Below are 23,961 nucleotides of genomic sequence, written 5' to 3'. Positions count from 1 at the left end.
TTTTAATCGATTTGACTTGTAACTTGAGAACCGCCAATTACAGATCCACCAACTGATGTAGCTGCAGCACTTAAAGCCAGAATACCATTAGTCCCAGGAATTGCAGCAGCGGTTATACTTCCTACAACTCCTAAACTTGTAAAATATGAAGCCAATCCTGCTACATCACCCGCTACTGCGCATTTCCAACACCATCTCTTTTTTGACTTTTCAGAATCATTAGAATCTTCGTCATCATTTCTTTTCGAAAGAATAATACCATCACCATAATTTACATTTTCTTGCGACAACTCACCATTAATACGCCCCCAAAGTCCTAATCCCCCAATATCCTCTGGTGCCCATAATTCAAATGAATATCTTGCAACTTCTGCTGATGAAATTAAAACCTCCTTTTCAAATTCCGAATGTGATGACTTCTCAAATAATACTTTCAAATCATCAATTCTATTGTTAACATCTAATACACTTTCTGCCAAATCCACTTCATCAAGTATTCTTCCATAAGATTTAAAACCTGAATCACTAAGTAAACTTGGCTTCCATTCCTTTAAACTAAAATCAATCTCTCTTAAAGCTGTTGCATCGATCAACGCCTTTTCGATTATTGTTTCCGAATCCAAGGAACCTGCTAGTCCAGCTTTACGAAGTTTTTCTTCCAATATATCGATCAAATTTCTTTTTAGGATCTGACTACATTTGGTACAACTTAAATCCATTCTCTTTTCAAGTTTAAGAGCAAATTCATTATGAAGCTTTCCAATATTAATCATTTCCTCTGAGGTTAGTCCAAATCCCTTAGATTTATCAAATGACATTATCTTATTATCGATTGAATAGTTTGTACATGAGCAAATTAAAAAGAATGTGACTATGAATAAATGAATATTTTTCATTTTAACTAATTTTACATTGTTATATAATTTTAGCCTCATCCTGACCTACACACACAATTGGTTGGGATGAGGTTTATTTTTTGTATGTTTTCATATTTTTTTACGAAAATCTATACAGATCTTGGCACACCTATACCAAGACAAAGCATAATTGTTTTGTTTTATATTTTTAATTAGAAATAAAACTGATTACCAGAGCATGAACAAGAACAAAAAAACTCCATTTCGGTAAGAATACAGGTATATTCTTATCGAAAGAATATGGTAAAGAAAGCTATCGGAAGAAATGTGCTATTATTTTCGCTCTTAAATCCATAATCTAAATATGATTTTCCTTATTGATTCAAAAAATAACAATAAAAACAAACAATGCAAAACCTAACTCTAATTTTCTACACGAATAATTTATAACTAGAGTTAATTCCACAATAATAACAACCCATGAATTATTCAATGGAGGGTAAGAATGAGTATTTTTTCACCCATATTTTATTTACTTTTGCCCCAGTTTATTTACACGATACAATATGACCAACCCAAAACAAATCGTAGGGGAAAAAGCTACAGAATTTATCGAAAATGGAATGACCGTTGGATTAGGAACAGGGTCCACTGCTTATTTCACGACCCGAAAGGTAGGACAACTAATTCAAAATGGCCTGAACATCCGCTGTGTTCCTACCTCCAAGAGCACAGAACAATTAGCCTACAAGTGGAATATCCCACTTGTTCCCATATCCGAAGTTGAGAAGATAGATATCACCATAGACGGAGCTGACGAGGTAGATCCGGATAAAAACCTAATCAAAGGAGGAGGTGGGGCTCACCTCAGAGAAAAAATTGTGGCATCCATTACCGGGTATTACATAATTATAGTCGATAATTCCAAACTTGTACATCATCTCGGGAAATTCAAACTCCCCGTGGAAATCACCCCCTTTGCACGTGAAGTAACACGGCGGCAAGTCAACCAATTGGGTTGTACCTCGGATTGGCGTAAAAAAGAAGATGGTTCCGACTTCATTTCAGATAATGACAACTTCATACTGGATTGTAGTTTTGAATTAATTAAAGACCCCAGGGCTTTAAATCTTACCCTTAATCAAATTCCGGGAGTAGTAGAGAATGGGCTATTCGTAGGAATGGCAGATAAGATCATAAGCAGTGACTCCGAAGGGAATTTGAAAATATATTAATATCTACATAATGGTTTGAAAACTTTCTTAAAGATTTGTAGTTTAAAGAATCCGTCCATCCCTTGAAAATGTTGGACAAAATTAATTAGAAAAGTAGTCAACCTTAAAATCGTTATCCTATGACACTCGAAGAAAAAATCCAAAAAGATATGGTGCAAGCCATGAAAGCAAAAGACAAAGATAAACTACGCTCTCTTCGCGCCGTCAAGTCAGAGCTGTTATTGGCTAAAACTGATGGAAGTGGCAAAGAACTGACAGAAGCTGACGAAATTAAAATGATCCAAAAAATGGTAAAATCCCGACAGGAATCCCTTGATATATACCAAAAGGAAAACCGACAGGATCTTGCCGATAAAGAAAAAATAGAAATTGATCATATCAGTGCATATCTTCCCGAACAGTTAAGTGAAGACAAAATCGCTCAAATTATTGATCAAATCATGGAAAAAACCGGTGCTTCTTCCATGGCAGACATGGGAAAAGTAATGGGCATGGCCCAAAAAGAATTAGGAGGTAAAGCAGATGGTAAGACTATAGCGAGTATCGTAAAGGGACGCTTGAACAAAGGATAGTAATCGGAGGACGACAATGCTATCGTGTACATAGCCAATATTTAAGTGCCAATCGGGGCACTCAGGTGGAATATAACCAGGCACTATAATGACATGATAAAGCCTAATTCCCAAATGGCACCGGAATATTTTTTTCGGGAGCACCAGGTTTTGAATGGTTAATAAGCCAATTGTACAGATTATTAAAATAATGGCGTGAAGAAAATTATAATACTCATATTCCTTTTACCTATTTCCTTTTTGCTAATTGGCCAACCGGATCAACCCGCGAAACATAACCAGTTAGACACTTTTTCCGGCATCTCCAATGCGCAATCGAAACTGATTTTTGAAAAAACCAAAAACCTGCCTGAAAAATCACAGGTAGCTTTTGCTATAATCAGAAATGGAGACATTTCCTTTTACGGTATCGAAAGATCAAATGACTCCATCATAAATTGTAACAATGCTAATAATCTTTTTGAAATAGGGTCTATAACAAAGGTGTTTACCTGTTCGGTTTTAGCTAATTTAGTACTCAATGAACAATTAAATCTTGATGATTCCATTAACTCATTCCTGGATTTCCCTCTAAATAATAATATTCAAATAACCTTTAAAGAATTGGCCAACCACACTTCAGGATTACCCAGACTTCCTTCCAACCTAAATCTTTTCAAAGTCGACCCCGCCAATCCCTACAAAGAATACAATGAAGAAAAACTCATACATTACCTGAAAGAAGAAATGAGCTTGTCCCATTCTCCCGGGTCCCACTATGAATACTCCAATTTAGGTGTAGGTTTATTAGGATACATACTAAGTCAAATAGAAAACACTACTTATGAATTCCTCCTACATTCAAAAATATTTTCCAAATACGGCATGGATAAATCCTCGACTATAAGAGTCGAAGCATCTGATCTGGTCAAAGGGTTGAATCAAAGAGGTGAAGTCGTATCGAATTGGGACATGTCAGTTCTATCAGGGGCCGGTGGCATTTTGTCCACAGTAAGTGACCTTGCAAAATTTGCTATTGCACAATTCGATCCTGTAAATACAGAATTGGCCCTCACCCGTGTCAATACATTCCGGCAATCGGAGAATATGGAAATTGCCCTAGGATGGGCATCTATTAAAACTGACTCCGGTAATGAATGGTATTGGCACAACGGCGGCACAGGAGGGTATACTTCGTCTATGATTCTCGATGTAGACAATAAAAACGGCATTATCGTACTTTCAAATGTTTCTGCCTTTAGCCCTCAAACCGGCAAAATAGGGGAACTGAGCCATGAATTGATGGCGGCACTGGCAGAGTAGCACGGAGCGTTTTATCCTTGATGCTTCAATATTTTTTCAATCCTTTCATCGGGAATCAAATCCAAGGTATCTATTAAGCGAATGTGTTGATAGTCTATGTGACTTGTATTAATGGCAAAATTAAAAGATACAGGTAAGACGGCAGAGGGTACTGTAAGAATTGGTGTTTCTGATTGATCATACCATTTATTTCCAATTTGTTAACATTGAATATAGCTTCGTCCTCTCCACCCCGGTTCTAATTGATCCAAATAGACCGTTGAAACCTTTAAAAAGTCGGGGACTTCGATAATCATAATCACAAATTGGTCATTAAAGCCCGCGCCATGTCTTCGAATCATATTTTCTAAAAATGCCAATGCAATCGACTCGGCACTGTAGATCACTTTTTTCCCTTCTCCATTCCACCTACCCGCAAAACCAGCCGCAAATAATTTATCACTATATTTTCTTTGTGTGATTCTGTAAATTAACATAATTCTATAGATGATTTCGATCTAAACAGGATATCCGTGTTCCAGATGCATTAATTCATCTTTAACTACATCTACACCGCCCGGGGTATTTAACCAATCTAAAGGAGTCTCTTCCATCCCCATAAAGGTTTGCTCAACCAATAATTAAATTCCTCCGTAGTACCGAAAATTTCTTTTCCTTTTTTAAATAAAGCTATTATCTTCAAAAGGTGCTCGCTATGCACAGGGTCTAAGTTTTTATTTTGGTTTCTATACAGATTAATAGTCCTTATAGAAATATTAATCATTGAAGCTAATTGTTTACCTGACTTATCAATGCTTTTGGCAAAATCATAAAACATTTTAGAATTTATCCCCTTACGGGCTGCTACTACAATTTCGTAATCACTTTCTAAATTGATAGTACCCATTATTCTTGTCTTTTATTTATAAGGTAAGGATTAAAATACGGAAAAAATACCATATAGAACAGGAAAAAATACTCAAAATTCGATAGACTCAGATTAATCCATAGGATTTCACCCACGAGAAAAGTCAAAAAAAACTAAAAAAATCGTCTATCCAATCAGGGTAAATCAATTTCTACTCGTCTTTATACTGAGAGTAAAATATTGGGGATTGTTTTAATGTACAACAACACCGCCAAAACTCAGTAAGGGTATAATATCATAAACCTTGGGTGTAAGCAAATGCCGCAAAAATCGATTCTGTTGAAAAACAAAATATGACTGACGAAACACTTATAAAATTTATTAACAAAGAGCTTGCTCAGGCAGAAAGGCAAAAAATCATTCGCTGGATCGAAGCCTCAAATGAAAACCGGAAACGCTACAATCTTCTCAAGGCAAGGGATACGGTTGCGAAATTCAACACCCCTCATCTTGATATAGACAAAAGCTACAGGGAGGTAATTGAAAAAACAAAGAAAAGGAAACAGACAGCACCGGTTTGGATGCGTGTTGCCGCAGCTGTTATACTATTGGCTTCAACCTGGTTTGTATGGGACTTGACAACGGAAACGACAAAGCCAAAACCTGGTAAAGTTGACGAAGTGGATGAACAGATAAGTATTACAGACAAAGGTGAAAACACTGAAATTTTATTGCCGGATGGTAGCAAGGTTCAGCTTAATGCAGATAGCCGTTTAACATGGAGTCCGAATTTCTCCGATTCAATACGCCAAATCCACCTGAGTGGGGAAGCTTTCTTTGATGTGGCACATGATTCTCAGCGTCCCTTTATCGTCCATACCGAAAACCTGGATGTTACAGTACTTGGTACCACATTCAATGTAAGGGCTTATCCCGACGACGAAAAACCTGTCACGACACTGGTCAGTGGCATTGTAGAATTATCCGGAAAAACCAACAAACCTGTAACCCTGCAACCGATGCAGGCCGCAGTTTTGGACAAAAACACAGAGCAATTTGTGATCGAAGATGTCTCTGAATTTGAAGCCGCTCCCTGGAGAGAGGGAAAATTATTATTTCAAGATACACCACTGGAGAAGGTCGTCCGGGACATAGAACGCAAGTATGATGTGGAATGCTACATAGATTCTAGCGAATTGAACGGTTTTTTATTTACAGGAACATTTGACAATCTGACCATTGACGAAGTGCTCCGTGTACTTAAGATATCGTCGGACATCAATTATAATAAAGACGGAAAGAAAATAGAATTGTTTTTGGAATAAAACCTGGGACTACTAAGCTACCGGAAAGCAAAAGAAGTAAATGATCCTGACCGACAAGGTCATGAATTGCTTGGTAGGTAACCATATGTAAGAAAAATAATGGATGAAAATCAGCAAATAAAAGCGGCTTATACCATTGGCACCTGGCAAAGACATCCCTTCGGGGACCTTGGGGCCAATTCCCTGTGCCTCTGCAATAGCTAATGGCGGCGCGAGGCTGGGTACGGTAACCCTATAAAAAACAGCTGCCCCGGTAAATCATTGGAAGTGAGTCCTGGGGCAGCCGATTATTAACGTATCGCTCATGCCTAGTCCCTTGAAAGACAATGCATGAGGAAGAAAAATGAAATTATGAAAAAAAGCTATCACCGGAAAGTGATCTGGCGTGAATTTTTCACGAAAAAGACCATCCGTATTATGAAGATGTATGTCATCATCCTATTTATGACCCTCGGGGAATTAATGGCTACTGAAGTTCTGACGCAAAATATTTCATTAGACATTAAAAATAAACCTTTGTCACAAGCCATTTCCAAGATTGAACAAATGACAGAATACCACGTCTTTTACAACTCAAAATTGGTAGATGTTTCCCAGAAAATAACGGTACAAATTCACAATGCTTCCCTGGAAGAGGCATTGGATCACCTCTTCGCCAACAAGGAGATTGACTATTTGCTGATTAAAAATCTCATCGTTCTTTTCAAAAGAGGGGATCCCGATGCAGAAAAGTGGCTCGAAACGATCCTGGATGAAGAACCAGCTGCCAAGAAAGACCTTTCAGAAAACCGGGTAATTCCCCTGTTAAAAAAAGATAAAATCACATTGCAACCTATACGCCCTACCCTCTCAGGGGCTGTAAAAGATCAGTCCGGGGAGCCTCTGATTGGGGTCAACGTATTGGTCAAAGGAACCAACAAAGGAACCTCCACCGATTTTGAAGGGCGATTTACGTTGGAAGAAGTAGATGAACAAGCGATACTGGTAATATCATATATAGGATATCAAACCCAGGAAATTAAAATTGGAGGTAAAACCGAGATTGAAGTTACATTACTGGAAGATTCCCAGACCCTGGATGAAGTAGTGGTCGTGGGGTATGGGACACAGAAAAAGAGTGATTTGACGGGGAGTGTGGTCCGGGCCGATATAGATGCTATGGCTGAATCTCCAAATACATCTATTATGGAATCACTAAGAGGAAATGTAGCCGGTCTTGACATCGGCCAAACTATACAATCAGGACAAGAACCCAATATGCTAATTAGAGGACAGTCTACTTTAGCTGGTTCCAATTCTCCCCTGGTTGTCGTCGATAATGTAATATTTCGAGGAAATATTAATGATATAAACCCTTCCGACATTGCATCTGTCGATATTCTGAAAGATGCTAGTGCAGCAGCTGTTTACGGATCGCAAGCAGCCAATGGTGTTATTCTATTAACCACGAAAAAAGGACTAAATAATAAGGGTAAACCAACTATATCATATTCTGGTTCATATTCAATTCAAAATCCTGTAAAAGATTTAACACCTCCTGATCTGGAGGGATTTTATAAACAAACTGAAGAATCTATTGTCTTTCAAAGCCGAACAGAAGAGTCGGGTTATCTAGAACCTAATCCCAATTGGCAAATAAGTAATATTTTTTCAGTGAATGAGGAAGGAGAAGCATATCGGGATGGGAGATCTACTAACTGGTACGATGTTATCACAAATGACTTATTATACACTCAAAATCATAATCTGTCTTTATCAAACAGTAATGAATTTAATTCATATCTTATTTCATTAGGATATAATGAGCAAAAGGGGTATTTACAGAATGAGTCTTATGATCGATTATCTGCCAGGCTCAATTTGACAACCAATGTTACAGATTGGATTGAAATAGGCATCCAATCCTTTATGAGCTTGGGTGATTATTCTGGAGCAACAGCAAATCCTACAGATCGCTATATTGAGCCGTATGCTACCGACATGGATTCTAATGGTGAAAGATATAGGACTATTCTTGCCGGCCAAATTAATCCCAATTTGCAATTCCAAAGGGACGACTTAAATAAAAGCCTCAATCTGTTTGGAAATCTATATACTAAAATTGACTTTCCCTTCTTAGACGGACTTTCCTACAAAGTTAATTTTGCTAATAACTACAAAAGGACAAAATTATACCAATTTAGATCATATGCGGTAGATTTTCAAGGAGAGGGAAATAAAGAAATCCTTTTTATTAATAACTGGTCTTCAGATAATATACTTTCATATAACCGCAACTTCAACGACCTTCATAATATTCAATTGACCCTGGTCTATGGAGTGGAAAAAAGACTTCAGGATAACACCCAGGCCATTGGCCAAAATTTTGTAAATGACATTTTAGGCTTCAATCGGCTACAAGTTGCTGATTCTGAAAGGCAACAAGCAATTTCTGGAGCATGGGAAGAAACGAGTCTTTATTCAATGGCCAGGATTTTTTATGGATTTGACTACAAATATTTATTTACAGGTACTATTAGAAGGGATGGATTTTCCGGATTTGGGAAAACTAATAAATTTGGAATTTTCCCTTCCATTTCTTTTGCCTGGAATATTTCGGAGGAACAGTTTTTACGAGATAATTCCAATTGGTTGGATCAATTAAAATTGAGAATATCATACGGAACAGTCGGGAACAGAACTATTGGCAGATACCAGACACTGGCGACAGTCAACGGAGGGTTTAATTTTATTGATATGTCACGGACACCATTGTACACACAAAGTATATCTACATTGGAAAGTCCCAACCTTAAATGGGAACAAACTACCGGAATTAATTTGGGTATCGATTTTGGAATATTAAATCAGAGAATATCAGGAAGTATTGATTATTATAATAACAATACTACTAATCTCTTCTATAGGGTAGATATTCCTGCAATTAGTCGATATACAGAATTCCCGGATAATTTAGGAAAATTACATAACAATGGATTGGAACTAAGCCTTTCTACATTGAATATTCAAAAAGATCAATTTAATTGGTCAACTTCTTTCACGTTTTCCCGTAATCGCAACGAGCTAAAAGAATTATTAGGGTTTGATCTTGATAATGATGGAAGTGAGGATGATTTGATATCAGAAGGGTTATTCATTGGAGAATCAATCGATGCCATTTATGATTATGAATTAAACGGTAAATGGCAATTGAATGATGAGATACCACCAGGTTTTGATGTTGGTGCACATAAACCTGTTGACCAAAATGGGGATGGTGTAATAAATCCTTTGGATGACAGAAAAATAATTGGTTATACCACACCCGCATATACTTTTGGCATAAATAATAATTTTAGTTATAAAAACCTCTCTTTAAAGTTTTTTATCCATTCGATTCAGGGAGGGAAAAATCGGTATTTAGGTCGTGATAACTACTTAGATTTTGGATTCCAAAATTCGGAACTCCATTTTCGTTATATTTTCCCTCAAAGTGTGGAATACTGGACTCCGGAAAATCCTAATGCAAGATATCAACGTCCCAATATTTATACAGCAAATGGAACAAGGGGAACACTTTATGGGGATAGGAGTTTTATCCGGTTACAAAATGTATCCCTCACCTATCAAATTCCAGGCAACATAACAGGCATTAATGGTTTAAAAGGAGTTCAGGTTTATTTAAATGGAAAAAACCTTTTGACTTTTACAAAGTGGAATGGGTGGGATCCTGAAACAAATCAAACTATTACAAGAAGTGGAAGACCCGTTTTAAAAAGCTATTCTTTTGGAATAAATATAGAATTTTAATAATAGTAAAATGAAACATAAAATATACATCCAAAACATACTGGTTCTTATTGGACTTTTATTTATTACAATCCCCTTTTTTTCATGTGATGAAGATAAATTTCTGGAAGAAATCCCACAGGATTTTTTTTCCCCGGAAAATGCTTATTTATCAATCTCAGACTTTGATGCGGCCGTTTTAAATCTTCATGATGTATATAGAGATTTGATTTATGAAGAAGATGGAGGCTTGCTTTGGAGTTTAACTGAACTTTCCTACCCAAATCAAGCTCGTTGGGACAACGTACAATCCATTTTATTACCAACAAATTCTGGTGATATGTATAATTTCTTATGGGTAAACTTATATCGTATGATATATGATGCAAACGTCATCATTGAAAGATCTGAAAATCCAAATGCAGAATTGAATGCAGAACAAAAAAACAGAATCCAAGCTGAAGCGCTATTTTTCAGGGCTTTATCACACAAAATCCTGGCAAATTTATATGGGGGTGTTCCTATAGTTCTGGAGGAAACAAAAGAACCAAAACGTGATTACACAAGAGCTTCCCGTCAGGAAGTCTATGAACAATGTATAACAGATCTTGAATTTGCAGTAGAAAATTTGCCAGACATCAATGGAACAGATGTTTCACGTCTGAACAATATGGCAGCAATGCACGTATTATCTGAACTATACATATCTTTGGAAAGATGGGATGATGCCATAAACATCGCATCAAAAGTCATTGAAAATCCTGCCACCGAATTAATGACTGAAAGATTTGGAAATAAAATAGAAAGTCCCGAGTTACTCGGGTTTAATAATGACCCTAATTTTGACGGCGGTGATGTATATTGGGATTTGTTTTTTAAAGGAAACCAGGACCGTTCTGCCGGAAACACTGAATCTTTATGGGTTATGCCTTTTTCATATAACGTTCCAGGCGGTGGGAACGGAGGATACGGTGTCAGGGCCCAAATGCCAAGGTTGTGGCAATTAAAAGTAAGAAACAATGATGGAAATGAAGTCCAGATAATTCCGCATCCAAATGAGAACTACGGTGGAAGAGGTGGTGGTTTTATAAGGCCCGGACCTTATTTTGAAAATGAACTTTGGGAAAAAAGTGGAGAAGGAGATATCCGCAATGCTCCTCATAATATCATACGTGATTGGATTGTTAAAAACCCAGCCTCTGATCATGTGGGAAAGTGGCTTATAAAAGATAATCTACCTTTTCCACAAGAAACCCTTACTGATACAATGAGAGATTATTTTCCTACAATTGCTAAAGGCTCTACTTTTGGAAGCTTTCCAAATGAATTATTAATTGAAGATCAATCCGTTCCCGGCTCAATAGGTCACACTGATCCATGTAAGAGAAACTGGAAAGATCAATACGTAATAAGATTGGCAGAAACCTACTTATTAAGAGCAGAAGCCTACCTTGGCAAAGGAGACTTAGCTAATGCCGCCAATGATATTAATTCTGTCCGAAGAAGAGCTCAAGCTCCTGAAGTCGACCCATCTCAAGTGAATATAGACTATATATTAGATGAACGCATGAGAGAATTACATTTTGAAACACCTTACCTTGTTACCGTACAGAGATTAGGCAAAACTGTAGAGCGATCCAGAAAATATGATCCCCAACTCGGCCCAACTTATTTAGACCACAATAACCTTTGGCCTATTCCTTTTGATGATATTGAAAAAAATACAGGAACCAATCTGGAGCAAAATCCTGGGTATTAAGAATGTTATATTCAATATTAAAAGTCAATAAAAAGCAAACTATTTATCGTTATTCTAATGAAACATATACACACTTTTTATCTAATTAGCTTCCTCCAGTTTCTACTAAATCCAATTTTTTTAGGTGCACAAAAACCAAACGTAGTCCTTATTATGGCCGATGATCTTGGGTACGAATGCCTGAGCAGTAATGGAAGTTTATCATATCATACCCCTGTGTTGGACTCTTTGGCGTCCAATGGTATACGTTTCACCCATTGTATTTCACAACCCATGTGTACTCCGTCCAGGGTAAAAATAATGACAGGCCTGTACAATTACCAAAATTATGATTACTGGGGACATTTGGGAAGGAATGAGTATACCTTTGCGCAAATGATGAAAAAGGCGGGTTACAGAACCTGTATCGCCGGTAAATGGCAATTAAATGGAGTTCACACAAAAGACCAGGTGTCGGACTGGAACGACAATACAGTTCCCTATCAATTTGGTTTCGATGAATATTGCCTATGGCAGCTTCGCCATCGCAAATATGATGGAGACAGATATTCTGAACCTTTCATCGAAGAAAACGGCCGATACCTTGAAGTTACAAAAGATCATTATGGGCCTGATATTTTCTCTGATTATATCCTAGATTTTATAGATAAGAACCGGGATCAACCATTCATGGTTTATTATCCGATGGTGCTGGTCCACTCCCCTTTCGTCCCAACCCCTGAATCGGAAGCATGGACAGATAAGAGCCGACGGTATGAAAATGATACGGCCTATTTCAGGGATATGGTATCATATATGGATAAAATGGTTGGAAAAATCGTTCATCAATTAGCAAAATTGGGGTTGGATGAGAATACGCTGGTCCTTTTTACCGGGGATAACGGGACCCATCAATCTATTCATACCCTGACGAAAACAGGAAAAGTACAAGGTGGAAAATCTACAACAAAAGATGCCGGGACACGCGTCCCGCTTATTGCTTACTGGCCTGACCAAATCAAAACCGGCAGTACTTATGAGGGACTTATAGAATTCAGCGATTTCTTTCCCACTCTCGCCGATTTAGCAGGAGAAAGGATACAAACCAATGGTACGAGTTTTCATCCTTTGTTGACCGGCCAAAAGAACTTCCAGGGTCGTCAAACTGCTTTTGTGCACTATGACCGTAATCCGTTGAGCAAAACAGCCGATTCCAAAAGAGCGCGTTTTGTCCGTACGCTGGATTATAAATTGTATCACGATGGTCGATTCTATGATCTTAGGAACGATGTCCTGGAAAAAAATCCATTATCGGACGAAAGTTTAAAGGCAGAAGCACGGGACGTGAAAATCTTTCTGGAAAAGGAAATGAGAAAACACCCGAAGTGGGTCCAAAAATAATAACATAAATAGTATTCCTTATGAATTGGATTTTAAAAACAGCGTTTATTGTCATCTGCCCCTCTTTGCTACTTTATATGGTTCTAAACTATCCGGATCAATCGAATGAGATTAAAGCTTCGAATGGCATTACAAAAGATATGGGACATGGCCTTCCCTGGAAAATGCATTTACTTGATCCGGATCCTCAATCCGGTTCGGACGGTGTAAAACTGGCAGATGTTAACGGTGATGGATTGCCGGACCTGGTAAGTGGTTTTGAAGAAGGTGGTGTAAGCCGTATTTATATCCATCCGGGATACGACAAAATCGATGAATTTTGGAACTATGTGGAATTATCTTCCCCACATGTGGAAGATGCAGTACTCATTGATTTGGACCAAAACGGGATCCTCGATCTAGTCACCGCTTCGGAGGGGAATACGAATCAAATACTATTTCACTGGGCACCGGAAAATCCTGGGGACTACATGAATTCCGGAAACTGGAAAACCGAAGTCGTACCGGTAACAGATGGGTTAACAGCCTGGATGTTTGTAGTCCCCACTGATATGGATGGAAAAAACGGAATCGATTTGATCGTAGGTTCAAAAAGAAAAAAAGGTATTCATGGAAATGATCAGGCAGTGGTAGGCTGGTTGAAATCACCCCCCAATCCTAAAAAAGTACAGGATTGGGAATACTTCCCTTTGACAACAGCTGGTTGGGTCATGTCAATAAAAATAATAGACATGAATGATGATAAACATCCCGATATATTAATCTCAGACCGGAAATATAGTAATAATTCTGGTGTACGGTGGCTGGAAAATCCAGGAAGAAATAGTAAAGAGTTCTATAAAAAATGGAAGTCCCACATGATCGGCGTTTCAGATGGAGAACCAATGTTTTTGACATTGGCAGATTTAGACAACAATGGGGCAAAGGAAATTTTAGTCCCTGACCTCTATAATGGAATTATAATCCTTAAACAACAGAACAACAACGACACCTGGAATCATTATAAAATCCCTTACCCTTCCTGGTCCGGAGAAAGAGGAAAAGCACTAGCAGTTGCAGATATAAATATTGACGGCCAATTGGACATTGTTTTATCTTTTGAAGAAGAGGGAAATGTAGCTTCCATTCCTTATGAAGACTACAAAATAAATGGAAAACATAGTGTAATCCTGGGAACGTTTTCAACATCTCCCTTCCTTCCTGAAAATTGGATATTTGAAAAAATCAGCGCTAAAAAAGGAAGGAAATTTGATTTAGTTACCCTGCTTGATCTGGATGGGGACGGGGATCTGGATGTGCTAACTAATGATGAAAATGAAGAAGATGATGGATTGGGTGTAGTATGGTATGAGAATCCAATTAAATAAATGGATATTCACTACACATACTCCAGAATATAAAATTCACCAACTCCGAACCCACCTTGAATTGCTTCTTAACTCGTTTTATACATAGACGCATCATGAACAACAGAGGTAATTTAATGTAAAAAAAAATTGATGTGCAGTAATATAGTATCTGAGTTAACTTCCTGATGATGATTCCAGGGCGCAATAGTCAACTACCGAAAATCCGAAACCACAGAACAGTGTACTTACTACTACATATTTCCGGCTCATGAATTAGTCTCGTATATTAAAATATCCATAATCATTTTTTACTCTGCTTAATTCAGGCATTGTTTCCAAAAATCCCTTCCTTATTCTATACGACGGAACAACAACAAATTATAGGTTCGTCATAAAAACACCGACAAAAACTCCCTCAAATATACCCGCATATGTTTTAATGCTTTGTTCATATGGCTCTCTACCGTCTTCACAGAAATATTCAATTCATTGGCAGCTTCCCTATATTTTAAACCGTCTATTTTGGTTTTCAAAAAAACGGCCTTGCAAGCATCCGGAAGAAAATCAATCGCCTTGTAAATACTTTGTTCCAGTTCGGATTCGATCAGGCGGGAGACTCCATCATCTTGAAGTGCATTAAAATTGATATCCGTTTCATCTTGTCCTACTTTATCTTCGAACGAAATGATCTTCCTCGGTTTTCTCAGGTGATCCAGACATTTATTTTTGACCATCATGAATAAATACCCGTTAAGGTTGGATGTAATATTTAATTGCTCTCGTTTGTCCCACAACCGTATAAAGACTTTCTGGACAATTTCTTCTGCGACAAAATCGTCATTTATATAAGACCGGGCGACAATGTATAGATTGTTAGAATACAAACGGTATACCGTTTCGAAAGCTTTTTCATCTCCGGACTGTAAAAATCTTATAATCTCTGCTGAATTTGTATCTTTCACTCTAGAAGTATGATTGATCAGAGAATCCCTATTTCCACTGGTGAATTTACATAAAAATAATATTAAATTCAAGTTTCCGGACAACTCAATATTGTCTTTCTTTATAAGACAAAAGCATAAAATTTTATCACTCTTCTTCCTCCTTCAACCAATCATTCACTAATTCTCTTACCACCCCACTTTCATGAAGTTCCAGTAAGCCAACATTTATCCCGGTAAAATATTGACTTTCCAGGGAAGTGGCAAAACCATATCCCTGCGGTAAATATTCCGCATTCGCAATTTTCAATCCCCTGGACAGGTCTTTATTTGTTTCCATGAAATATTCCAACTGGGGCTTATCATACACTATTACCTTGACCGCACCGTTATTCAGTTTTTCGAATGCTTCACGAATGTTTTCAACTTCCACTACTTTACCTCCGTATTGATTTACAAATTCAACAGATGGTGAAGAATGGGGTACGGCTACTATTTCCCCGGCCAAATCATCCGCATTTCTTATACTGGTCGAACTCAGTCCAGATACCGTCAATGTACTGGCTATTCCAGCCACTAATGATGTCGTGGTAATCAAGGCAATAATCATCCAACCCCCGGCCACAATCCTTCCCGCCAGGGTCTTCGGTGCCCGGTCCCCGTATCCTACGGTCGTCATAGTCACTAGTGCAAACCAAATCCCATTCCCTATTCCCCGAAGAACATCAGGCGGAAATTCCTCTGGGGATTTCTTCCTTTCCGCCAACCAAATCAACGTTCCTACGATTCCCAAAATAAACAACAAGACAAGTACCGCAATAAAAAAAGTCTTACTAAAAAAAGGCTTGATACGATCCCATACCGAAGGAGTCTCTACTTTTGACACCAGGGAAATACTGGAAACAAAATAGGGCTGGGTAAAACGTACCCGGTCTGCCCGTTCCGAAAGAATACTGATCGGCCCTACTAATACATCAAATCTTCCCGCTTCAATTGAATTGATGGCTGATTCAGTGTCCGGCTCATTGTGATACCGGAACAAAAAATTATTATTCAAAGCAGCTTCCTCCCAAATATCTATCGACAACCCCGATGGCTCGGATACGTCTGTCATGACAAATGGAGGACTACCCGATATTAAAACATCCAACGTGTCTTGCGCCATGGATCCTTTGATCAAGAAAAAAAATAAGAAAATATATGTAAAAACCAATACCCTTCGTCCCATAAAATAGTAATATCTATATGTGTAAAGTATAATAAATAAAATAAAGCATACTGAAAAATAAATGTCCGGATACTGACAACAATTGCAAAAAATCCATCTTCTAATTTCAGGAAAAAAATAAAAATTAAATTATTTTCATCGGTTTCATAACTTAATCATACTCAATATTTTGCCAAACACCTATCTGGTATGTGGAACATTTGATAGATTTTGTAACTTAAGTCCCTCCTTAATAGTATTCTTTTTGTACGAATAACCTGTATCTTGGTCGCACTCAACTTGAATTTCATACTAAAATTCGAAACGACCATGTCTCAAGACCACCAAACACTAGGTGAATTCATCATCGAAAAACAGAATGAATTTAAATATTCAACAGGGGAACTTTCTAAATTAATCAATGCAATTCGTCTCGCTGGGAAAATCGTTAATCACGAAGTAAATAAAGCCGGTTTAATTGATATAATCGGGGGCTCCGGAACCATCAATGTACAGGGAGAAAAACAACAAAAGCTAGATATCCTGGCACATGAAATCTTTGTCCATACCTTGTCAAATCGTGAAATTGTTTGTGGAATAGCATCTGAAGAAGAGGACCACTTTCTACCTATCAACAGCCTTGACAATAAAAATCAAAATAAATATATCGTACTTATTGACCCGTTGGATGGATCAAGTAATATTGATGTCAATGTTTCAGTAGGGACTATTTTCTCAATTTACCGCAGAATCTCCCCGATCGGAAAACCGGTAACTATGGACGACTTTCTCCAGCCCGGGAACAAACAGGTGGCCGCCGGTTATATAATTTACGGGACTTCCACCATGATGGTATACACCACAGGACATGGCGTTAATGGATTCACACTAAATCCTGCCATTGGCACTTACTACCTTTCCCATCCCAATATGGAATTTCCGCCGGATGGGAATATATATTCTATTAACGAAGGAAATTACACCCACTTTCCGAACGGGGTCAAAAAGTATATCAAATACTGCCAAATGGAGGAAGGAAACAGGCCATATACCAGCAGATATATCGGATCCCTCGTTACGGACTTCCACAGGAACATGATTAAAGGTGGAATTTATATTTATCCAAAACACAACCAACTCGGTACTGGAAAATTACGATTATTGTACGAGTGCAATCCACTGGCATTTTTGGCAGAACAAGCCGGGGGAATAGCAAGCAATGGGTTTAATAGGATCCTGGACATCCAACCTACTGAATTACACCAACGTACCCCTTTCTTTTGCGGTAGTAAAAACATGGTGGCAAAGGCAGAAGAGTTTATGGGGGCGTATAAGTAGACTCAAATGTGAAGTCACAAAATTACCGAAGATATTCGGAACTTTGTTTCCCGTTTCTAACTCAATGTATTATTTCTGATAAACTGGATAAAGAAAAATTATTAATTATTGGATTGAATCTTCAGATAGAGACTTTGAAACCATGATTCACTTATATGAGAAAAAAGAATATCATTGGTCTTTATTCATTGGACACCTTGTAATTAAAAGATTATTAAAGGCTTTGATTGTAAAAATTCAGATGGTCATGCACACCGCACTCATGATTTACGAAGATTGGCAAAGTTATCCAATCTCGTGATTGAGAATAAAGAGTATTAAACGCTATTTGGATACAATTACAACGTTTAATTTGCAGACAAGGTACGACAGTTATCAACAGAAGTTTTATAAAAAATGTACCAGAGACTACACCAATGAATGGGTTTTAATTTTTAAAACCTTGCGAACGTGGATCAAAAAAGAGCTTTAGAAAAAAAGCAATACGTAAAAAGTACCCTATTGAAGAAGCAATTCTTTTCGGTTCTTTTGCCAGTGGAAAACCGCACAGGGATAGTGATATTGATTTGGCAATTGTGTTTGAAGACATAGAAGATGCTTTGGACCGGCAAATAGAATTGATGATAATGAAAAAAGATGATGAATTATTGATTGAACCCCATCCATTTTCTAAATCCGAACTTCAGGCTACTTTGCCAAAAAATTCGCAAAATCCGGTAATTTCCGAAATCTTAAAAACAGGAATTTCCATCGTAGACCAGGAAGTACCTATTGCAAGATAATATCAAAAGCCTTACACCCAACTCGATCTTTTTATCTGAACAGGCAAAGAACTAAGCAGGCAAAGGTTTTAACCGTATACTTCATATCCAAATTCAATCAACACAACGCCCCTATTCTGCCACAGTATTTAATTACGCATAAACAATAAAACACAACTAAAATCACGAAATATATGATTTAAATCAAACTATAAAAAAGCACAAAACACACAACATAAAACAAAATTTTAAAAACATAGGTAAGTCTACGAAAGTAAATCATATTGATTTATGTAATTTTAACACTTAATATTTACAAAGAATTTACTAACTACAGAATAATCAAAGCTAATCCCCAAAGTGAAATTATTCGGCAAGCAATCCGTAAAGAATTTTGCCGATAAATAGGCTTTTCCGACTCCACACTCTATTAGAAATATAATAGGGATGGATAGGGTATATTCAATTGAATACAATATTGTAAAATAGGTAATATAAATTTTTATGAAAAGATTACAGACTTATTCAACACAAAAGTATTTGTATGTGCTTGCATTTTTATGCACATTTTTAATTTCCACCGAAGCAGGACTCCCTCTGTTATCCGATTACTCAATCAACAACTATGTCCCTGTTAACCCCTTCCCTGTCTCAGGTACTGTAGTGGACAGCGAAGGTGAACCTTTGATCGGAGTAAATATCCAAATCAAGGGGAAATCTACAGGAACCGCTACGGATTTTGACGGCCAATTCACAATTGAAGGCGTCAATTCAGGAGATGTTCTGATCATTTCTTACGTCGGTTATGTTACACAAGAAGTCCCTATTGAATCAGAATCTTCCGAACTAACAATCACGCTTGAAAATAATTCAGAAATGCTGGATGAAGTAGTCGTCGTAGGATACGGAAGCCAGGTAAAACGGGAAGTTACCGGATCGGTCCAATCCCTGGATGCCGAAGAATTCAAAGATTTGCCGGTCTCGCAAGTTTCTCAAAAGCTACAAGGAAGGCTTTCCGGTGTACAGATTAACCAAACGACCGGGAAACCCGGCCAGGGCATGTCCGTCAGAATCCGTGGGCAACTCTCGGTTTCAGGTGGAAGTGACCCTCTCTACGTCATTGATGGATTTCCGATTACCGGAGACATAAACAATCTAAACCCGGATGAAATAGAAGATATCTCTGTTCTGAAAGACGCTGCATCTACTTCGCTCTATGGTTCAAGGGCCGCTAACGGAGTAGTATTGATTACAACCAAAAAAGGTAAGCCAGGACAAACTAATGTTAGCTTCAACACTTATGTCGGCATGCAAACTGTGCCTGAGTACAATCGGCTGGAAATGATGAATGCCGTAGAATTCGCCCAGTTCAAAAAGGAATATTACGAAGATCAGGGCGATCCCGTACCGGCAGCATTCCAAAACCCTTCGGATTACGAAGGAAAGACCAACGACTGGTATGATGCTGTATTGCGAGATGCTCCAATGCAAAGTTACAATCTCACGATAACTTCGAATAAAGACGACTCACGAACTTCATTAGTTGCCGGAGTATTTGACCAACAAGGAGTAGTTATTAACTCTGAATACAATCGTTACTCCCTGAGAATGAATGCAGATTATGATGTATCGGATCAAGTTCGAATAGGATTCAACCTGGCACCACAATACGTATTTGATAATACTCCCAGAACAGATGGAGAAAGAGGAACAGGGATATTATTCAACGCATTACACACGTGGCCGATAATGCCCATTTATGACGAAAACGGAGAATTGACAAAGTTTAACCGCTTCCCTGCCGAAACAGGAAATATATTTGCGTATCCCAATTGGGTAAGAGCCTCGGAAGAAATCACCAATGAGACCAAAGAGATCAATCTTTTATCCAACGCCTTCATTGAATATTCTCCATTTAAAAATTTAACCCTAAAATCGACTTTTAATGCACAATTGGAAAATTCAAAGTTTTTCTTCTTCAACCCGTCCACAGCCACCAATCAAATTAATGTAGCAATACCAACTACAGCTTCTTCTAATCGCAGCAACTACCAGGAGTTCGGTTGGTTAAATGAAAACTATGCCACATACAACCAAAGCTTTGGAGACCATAATTTCGAATTGCTTGGTGGATTTACTATTCAGAAATTACGTAGGGAATTTTCCCGAATTAGTACCAACACTTACGCAGATGACAGGATACCATCTATCCAGGGAGGTATCAATATAGATAGAGGTGGTACTTTCAGTGCCGTTGACGAGTGGAGCCTCGCATCATTGTTGTCTCGCCTCACTTATAATTACCAAGGGAAATACCTACTAACAGCATCCATCCGCGGTGATGGTTCTTCCCGGTTCGGAGCAGACAACCGTTGGGGAATTTTCCCATCTGCATCTTTAGGATGGGTATTTTCCGATGAGGGCTTTATGGACGCGATACCGGCCATTTCATTTGCCAAAGCGCGGGCAAGTTATGGAATCACCGGCAACAATAATATCGGAAATTACACTCAATATGCACTAATTAATAATACCGTCAATGTAGCTTTCGGCGACAATATCGCACCTGGAGCTGCCGTAACATCGCTAGCCAATAGCAATCTGGGGTGGGAAACCACCAAGCAATTTGATATCGGATTGGATGTGGGAATTTTAAATGACCGATTCCAGTTCATTTACGACTATTACGTAAAAAACACAACCAATCTATTGTACAGCGTGCAGGTAGCACAGGAATCAGGATTCACCAATTTCAACGACAATATTGGGGAAATTAAATTCTGGGGCCATGAGTTCGCCGTGGTATCAAGAAATCTTACCGGGGAACTAAGTTGGACCACAAACGCCAATATTTCCTTCAACCGAAATAAAGTCCTTTCCCTCGCAGAAGGAATAGACCGGGTATACGGTCGATTTCATATCACCCAGGTCGGCCAGCCTTTCGGACAATTTTACGGACATGTCGCCGATGGAGTTTACCTCAACCAGGAAGATCTTGACAGTTCACCACAGGTTCCAGGGCGGTCAACAGTCGGAAGCATAAAACTTCTTGACCTAAATAACGATGGTATAATAACAAATGGTGGGGACGATGATGATCGAACTATTATTGGAAACCCATTTCCGAAATTCGTTTATGGATTAGTAAACAATCTCAGATACAAAGACTGGGACTTAAGTATCACTACATCGGGATCTCATGGCAACCAATTACTTATGCGCCACTTATACAGTACTGCTAATCTTGACGGCGTTTTCAATCTGGTAAAACGAGTAGAAGATCGATTCCGATCAGAAGAAGATCCCGGTGATGGGTTCTTTGGAACGACAGTAGGAGGAGGAAATGTAACCGGTATAGAAAGGGACTGGATGAACAGCCGTTTTGTTGCCGATGCTTCCTACTTTTCAATTAGGAACATTACCCTGGGATATACTTTAAACAAAGAAAATAGAGTATTTCGTTCACTCCGGTTATACGCTTCTATCCAAAACGCATATACTTTCACAAGTTATTGGGGTGGTTCCAACCCGGAAACAAGCGTTCAACCCGATGGTGAAGGAGACGGAGGAAATTTGAGCCAGGGCGTAGATATTGTTAGTTATCCCGTTCCTGTAATCACCACCATCGGAGCAAATTTCAACTTCTAACTCATTTTTGAACAAATAGAAAAATACAAATAATGAAAAATTACATATTCTATATATTCATAATTTTAATATTTAGCACTAGCTGTGATGACTTTCTGGAAATATATCCTGAAACCGCACTGAGTTCAGCTACGTTCTTTCAAACCGAATCCGATTTCGAACAAGCTGTAAATGCTACCTACGCACCACTTCGTCCAATTGCCAATGACAGGGCGTGGTTATTGGGCGAAATGCATTCTGATAATACATACTATGCAAGAAATCCTTTATTCGGAGCTACCGAACAACAAGAAGACATTGCCGACTTTGCATTACCTACCAATGATGGGATAACCTCAAACACCCATGTTCTTAACCAATACAGGCTCGACTATCAGATCATCGCTCGTGCCAATCAGATAATCGCTTTGATTGATGAAGCGGATATTCCACAAGAGTCAAAAGACAACCTAAAGGGTCAGGCTTTATTTTTAAGGGGATATGCTTATTTTGAATTGGTCCGATACTTCAACAAGGCACCATTGCACCTTACACCGGTAACGCAAAGAGAAGAAGCAGCACTGCCACTTTCAGAAGCACCGGAAATATATGCCCAGATCGAACAAGATGTCAGTCAGGCAGCACAATTATTACTTCCAAAATCACAACAAGAACCAGGTAGAGCAACTTCAGGTGCAGCCAATACCTTACTGGCAAATGTCTACATCAATCAAAAAAAATGGAACGAAGCAGGATCGGCTCTTAGCCAGGTGATAAGTAGTGGAGAATACGAATTGATCCCGGATTATTCCAATGTATTCTCAACCAACACAGGGAACAAAAATAACATCGAATCCATATTTGAAATTCAGTTTAAAGAAGGATCGGACGGATTGGCCGGAAACTTTTTATACTCATTCATGCCCAGACCAATGACACAAGATGAATTGGTTGAAATTACCGGAACGTCCAACCCACAACCGCTGACTGCAGAAGGGAATAATATACCCACACCGGATGTCATAGCTGCATACGAAGAAGGAGACGAAAGGTTAGATGTTTCCGTTTCATACGTGACCCTAAGTGGCAGTGAACGAGAAAACAAGGTATATCCAATTATCAACAAATACGCCAAGGAACACTCACAACACAACAACCACGGTATGAATTGGCCGGTTTATCGTTACGCAGAAGTATTATTATTCATGGCAGAAGTATTGAATGAACAAGGAAATACTGCAGAAGCAGCTAACTACCTCAATCAGGTGAGAAACCGTGCCGGATTAGGAGACACAGAAGCAAGCGGACAGGATGCTATGAGAACAGCAATCTACAAAGAGAGAAGAGTAGAACTGGCTTTTGAAAACAAAAGATATTTTGACCTTGCCCGGACCGGAAGGTTAATCGAGGTAATTACCGCCTACGGCCAGAGAATAATAAATAACCCCCTGGACTATTATTACCCCGAAGGCACCGAACCACGTGGTAATGCCTTCAACAATATAGAAGTATACTATGGTCTCCCGGCGGATGAGGCAGCCCTTAGCCCTTACTTCTAAATGTATAATACAAGACCTCTTACAAAGGGCATTTTCATACTGAAAAATGCCCTTTCTTTTTATTATCCTGTTAAGTACTCTAAAAACAGTTTCATGAAAGCATGTTCACAATTACCAAAACCTTAATACAAGCT

The 23,961-nt window shown here is 38.4% G+C and carries 18 protein-coding genes; 13 read left to right on the top strand and 5 right to left on the bottom strand.

What is annotated here, in order from left to right:
- Window positions 1-2: 2 nt before the first annotated feature.
- A complete protein-coding gene (locus tag LVD47_RS13890) occupies window positions 3-896 on the bottom strand; it encodes a hypothetical protein (RefSeq protein ID WP_236977462.1) in 894 nt (297 codons plus the stop codon).
- 527 nt (window positions 897-1,423) lie between these two features.
- Between LVD47_RS13890 and rpiA the strand changes: the two genes are divergently transcribed.
- From rpiA to LVD47_RS13875, 3 genes are all read left to right on the top strand, one after another.
- A complete protein-coding gene (rpiA, locus tag LVD47_RS13885; protein WP_236977460.1) occupies window positions 1,424-2,092 on the top strand; it encodes a ribose-5-phosphate isomerase RpiA in 669 nt (222 codons plus the stop codon).
- 119 nt (window positions 2,093-2,211) lie between these two features.
- On the top strand, window positions 2,212-2,664 hold the full coding sequence (locus LVD47_RS13880; protein WP_236977458.1) for a GatB/YqeY domain-containing protein: 453 nt from the start codon (window positions 2,212-2,214) through the stop codon (window positions 2,662-2,664).
- Window positions 2,665-2,859: 195 nt separating this feature from the next.
- Window positions 2,860-3,966: a serine hydrolase domain-containing protein gene (locus tag LVD47_RS13875; protein ID WP_236977456.1), complete on the top strand. Its 1,107-nt coding sequence runs from the start codon at window positions 2,860-2,862 to the stop codon at window positions 3,964-3,966.
- 200 nt (window positions 3,967-4,166) lie between these two features.
- Here the strand turns inward: LVD47_RS13875 and LVD47_RS13870 are convergent, their stop codons facing one another.
- Entirely contained in the window at window positions 4,167-4,442 is a 276-nt protein-coding gene (locus LVD47_RS13870; RefSeq protein ID WP_236977445.1) for an RES family NAD+ phosphorylase, read from the bottom strand.
- A 98-nt stretch (window positions 4,443-4,540) separates the two neighbouring features.
- Window positions 4,541-4,852: a hypothetical protein gene (locus LVD47_RS13865; protein WP_236977433.1), complete on the bottom strand. Its 312-nt coding sequence runs from the start codon at window positions 4,850-4,852 to the stop codon at window positions 4,541-4,543.
- Window positions 4,853-5,166: 314 nt separating this feature from the next.
- Between LVD47_RS13865 and LVD47_RS13860 the strand changes: the two genes are divergently transcribed.
- The 5 genes from LVD47_RS13860 to LVD47_RS13840 all read left to right on the top strand — a co-directional run bounded on the left by LVD47_RS13860 (window position 5,167) and on the right by LVD47_RS13840 (window position 14,412).
- On the top strand, window positions 5,167-6,138 hold the full coding sequence (locus LVD47_RS13860) for a FecR family protein (RefSeq protein ID WP_236977424.1): 972 nt from the start codon (window positions 5,167-5,169) through the stop codon (window positions 6,136-6,138).
- A 351-nt stretch (window positions 6,139-6,489) separates the two neighbouring features.
- Window positions 6,490-9,927 carry a TonB-dependent receptor gene (locus tag LVD47_RS13855; protein WP_236977422.1) on the top strand — a complete coding sequence of 1,146 codons (3,438 nt, stop codon included), beginning with the start codon at window positions 6,490-6,492 and terminating at the stop codon, window positions 9,925-9,927.
- Between the two features lie 10 nt (window positions 9,928-9,937).
- Window positions 9,938-11,665, top strand: a complete 1,728-nt coding sequence (locus LVD47_RS13850; RefSeq protein WP_236977420.1) for a RagB/SusD family nutrient uptake outer membrane protein — start codon at window positions 9,938-9,940, stop codon at window positions 11,663-11,665.
- Between the two features lie 57 nt (window positions 11,666-11,722).
- Complete coding sequence (locus tag LVD47_RS13845) at window positions 11,723-13,045, top strand: sulfatase family protein (RefSeq protein ID WP_236977408.1); 1,323 nt, start codon at window positions 11,723-11,725, stop codon at window positions 13,043-13,045.
- A gap of 20 nt (window positions 13,046-13,065) precedes the next feature.
- Entirely contained in the window at window positions 13,066-14,412 is a 1,347-nt protein-coding gene (locus LVD47_RS13840; RefSeq protein WP_236977399.1) for an FG-GAP repeat domain-containing protein, read from the top strand.
- 371 nt (window positions 14,413-14,783) lie between these two features.
- Here LVD47_RS13840 and LVD47_RS13835 read toward each other — a convergent pair whose 3' ends face one another.
- Together LVD47_RS13835 and LVD47_RS13830 are read right to left on the bottom strand one after the other, a co-directional pair.
- Window positions 14,784-15,356 carry an RNA polymerase sigma-70 factor gene (locus LVD47_RS13835; RefSeq protein WP_236977398.1) on the bottom strand — a complete coding sequence of 191 codons (573 nt, stop codon included), beginning with the start codon at window positions 15,354-15,356 and terminating at the stop codon, window positions 14,784-14,786.
- 127 nt (window positions 15,357-15,483) lie between these two features.
- On the bottom strand, window positions 15,484-16,563 hold the full coding sequence (locus tag LVD47_RS13830) for a transporter substrate-binding domain-containing protein (RefSeq protein WP_236977396.1): 1,080 nt from the start codon (window positions 16,561-16,563) through the stop codon (window positions 15,484-15,486).
- Between the two features lie 309 nt (window positions 16,564-16,872).
- Here LVD47_RS13830 and fbp point away from each other — a divergent pair, with 309 nt between their 5' ends.
- From fbp to LVD47_RS13810, 5 genes are all read left to right on the top strand, one after another.
- Entirely contained in the window at window positions 16,873-17,880 is a 1,008-nt protein-coding gene (gene fbp, locus LVD47_RS13825; protein ID WP_236977394.1) for a class 1 fructose-bisphosphatase, read from the top strand.
- Window positions 17,881-17,977: 97 nt separating this feature from the next.
- Entirely contained in the window at window positions 17,978-18,181 is a 204-nt protein-coding gene (locus LVD47_RS24100; protein ID WP_369427803.1) for a HEPN domain-containing protein, read from the top strand.
- Between the two features lie 181 nt (window positions 18,182-18,362).
- The gene (locus tag LVD47_RS13820) at window positions 18,363-18,662 is read left to right on the top strand and encodes a nucleotidyltransferase domain-containing protein (protein ID WP_369427801.1); all 300 of its coding nucleotides are present in this window, start codon (window positions 18,363-18,365) and stop codon (window positions 18,660-18,662) included.
- 483 nt (window positions 18,663-19,145) lie between these two features.
- Window positions 19,146-22,289, top strand: coding sequence for a SusC/RagA family TonB-linked outer membrane protein (locus LVD47_RS13815; protein WP_236977392.1), 3,144 nt, complete (start codon window positions 19,146-19,148; stop codon window positions 22,287-22,289).
- A gap of 32 nt (window positions 22,290-22,321) precedes the next feature.
- The gene (locus LVD47_RS13810) at window positions 22,322-23,827 is read left to right on the top strand and encodes a RagB/SusD family nutrient uptake outer membrane protein (RefSeq protein ID WP_236977390.1); all 1,506 of its coding nucleotides are present in this window, start codon (window positions 22,322-22,324) and stop codon (window positions 23,825-23,827) included.
- Window positions 23,828-23,961: the final 134 nt, after the last annotated feature.

The sequence above is a fragment of the Membranihabitans maritimus genome, from assembly GCF_021729145.1.
Taxonomy (GTDB): domain Bacteria; phylum Bacteroidota; class Bacteroidia; order Chitinophagales; family Saprospiraceae; genus Membranihabitans; species Membranihabitans maritimus.
This window is presented reverse-complemented; position numbering and strand designations above follow the sequence as displayed.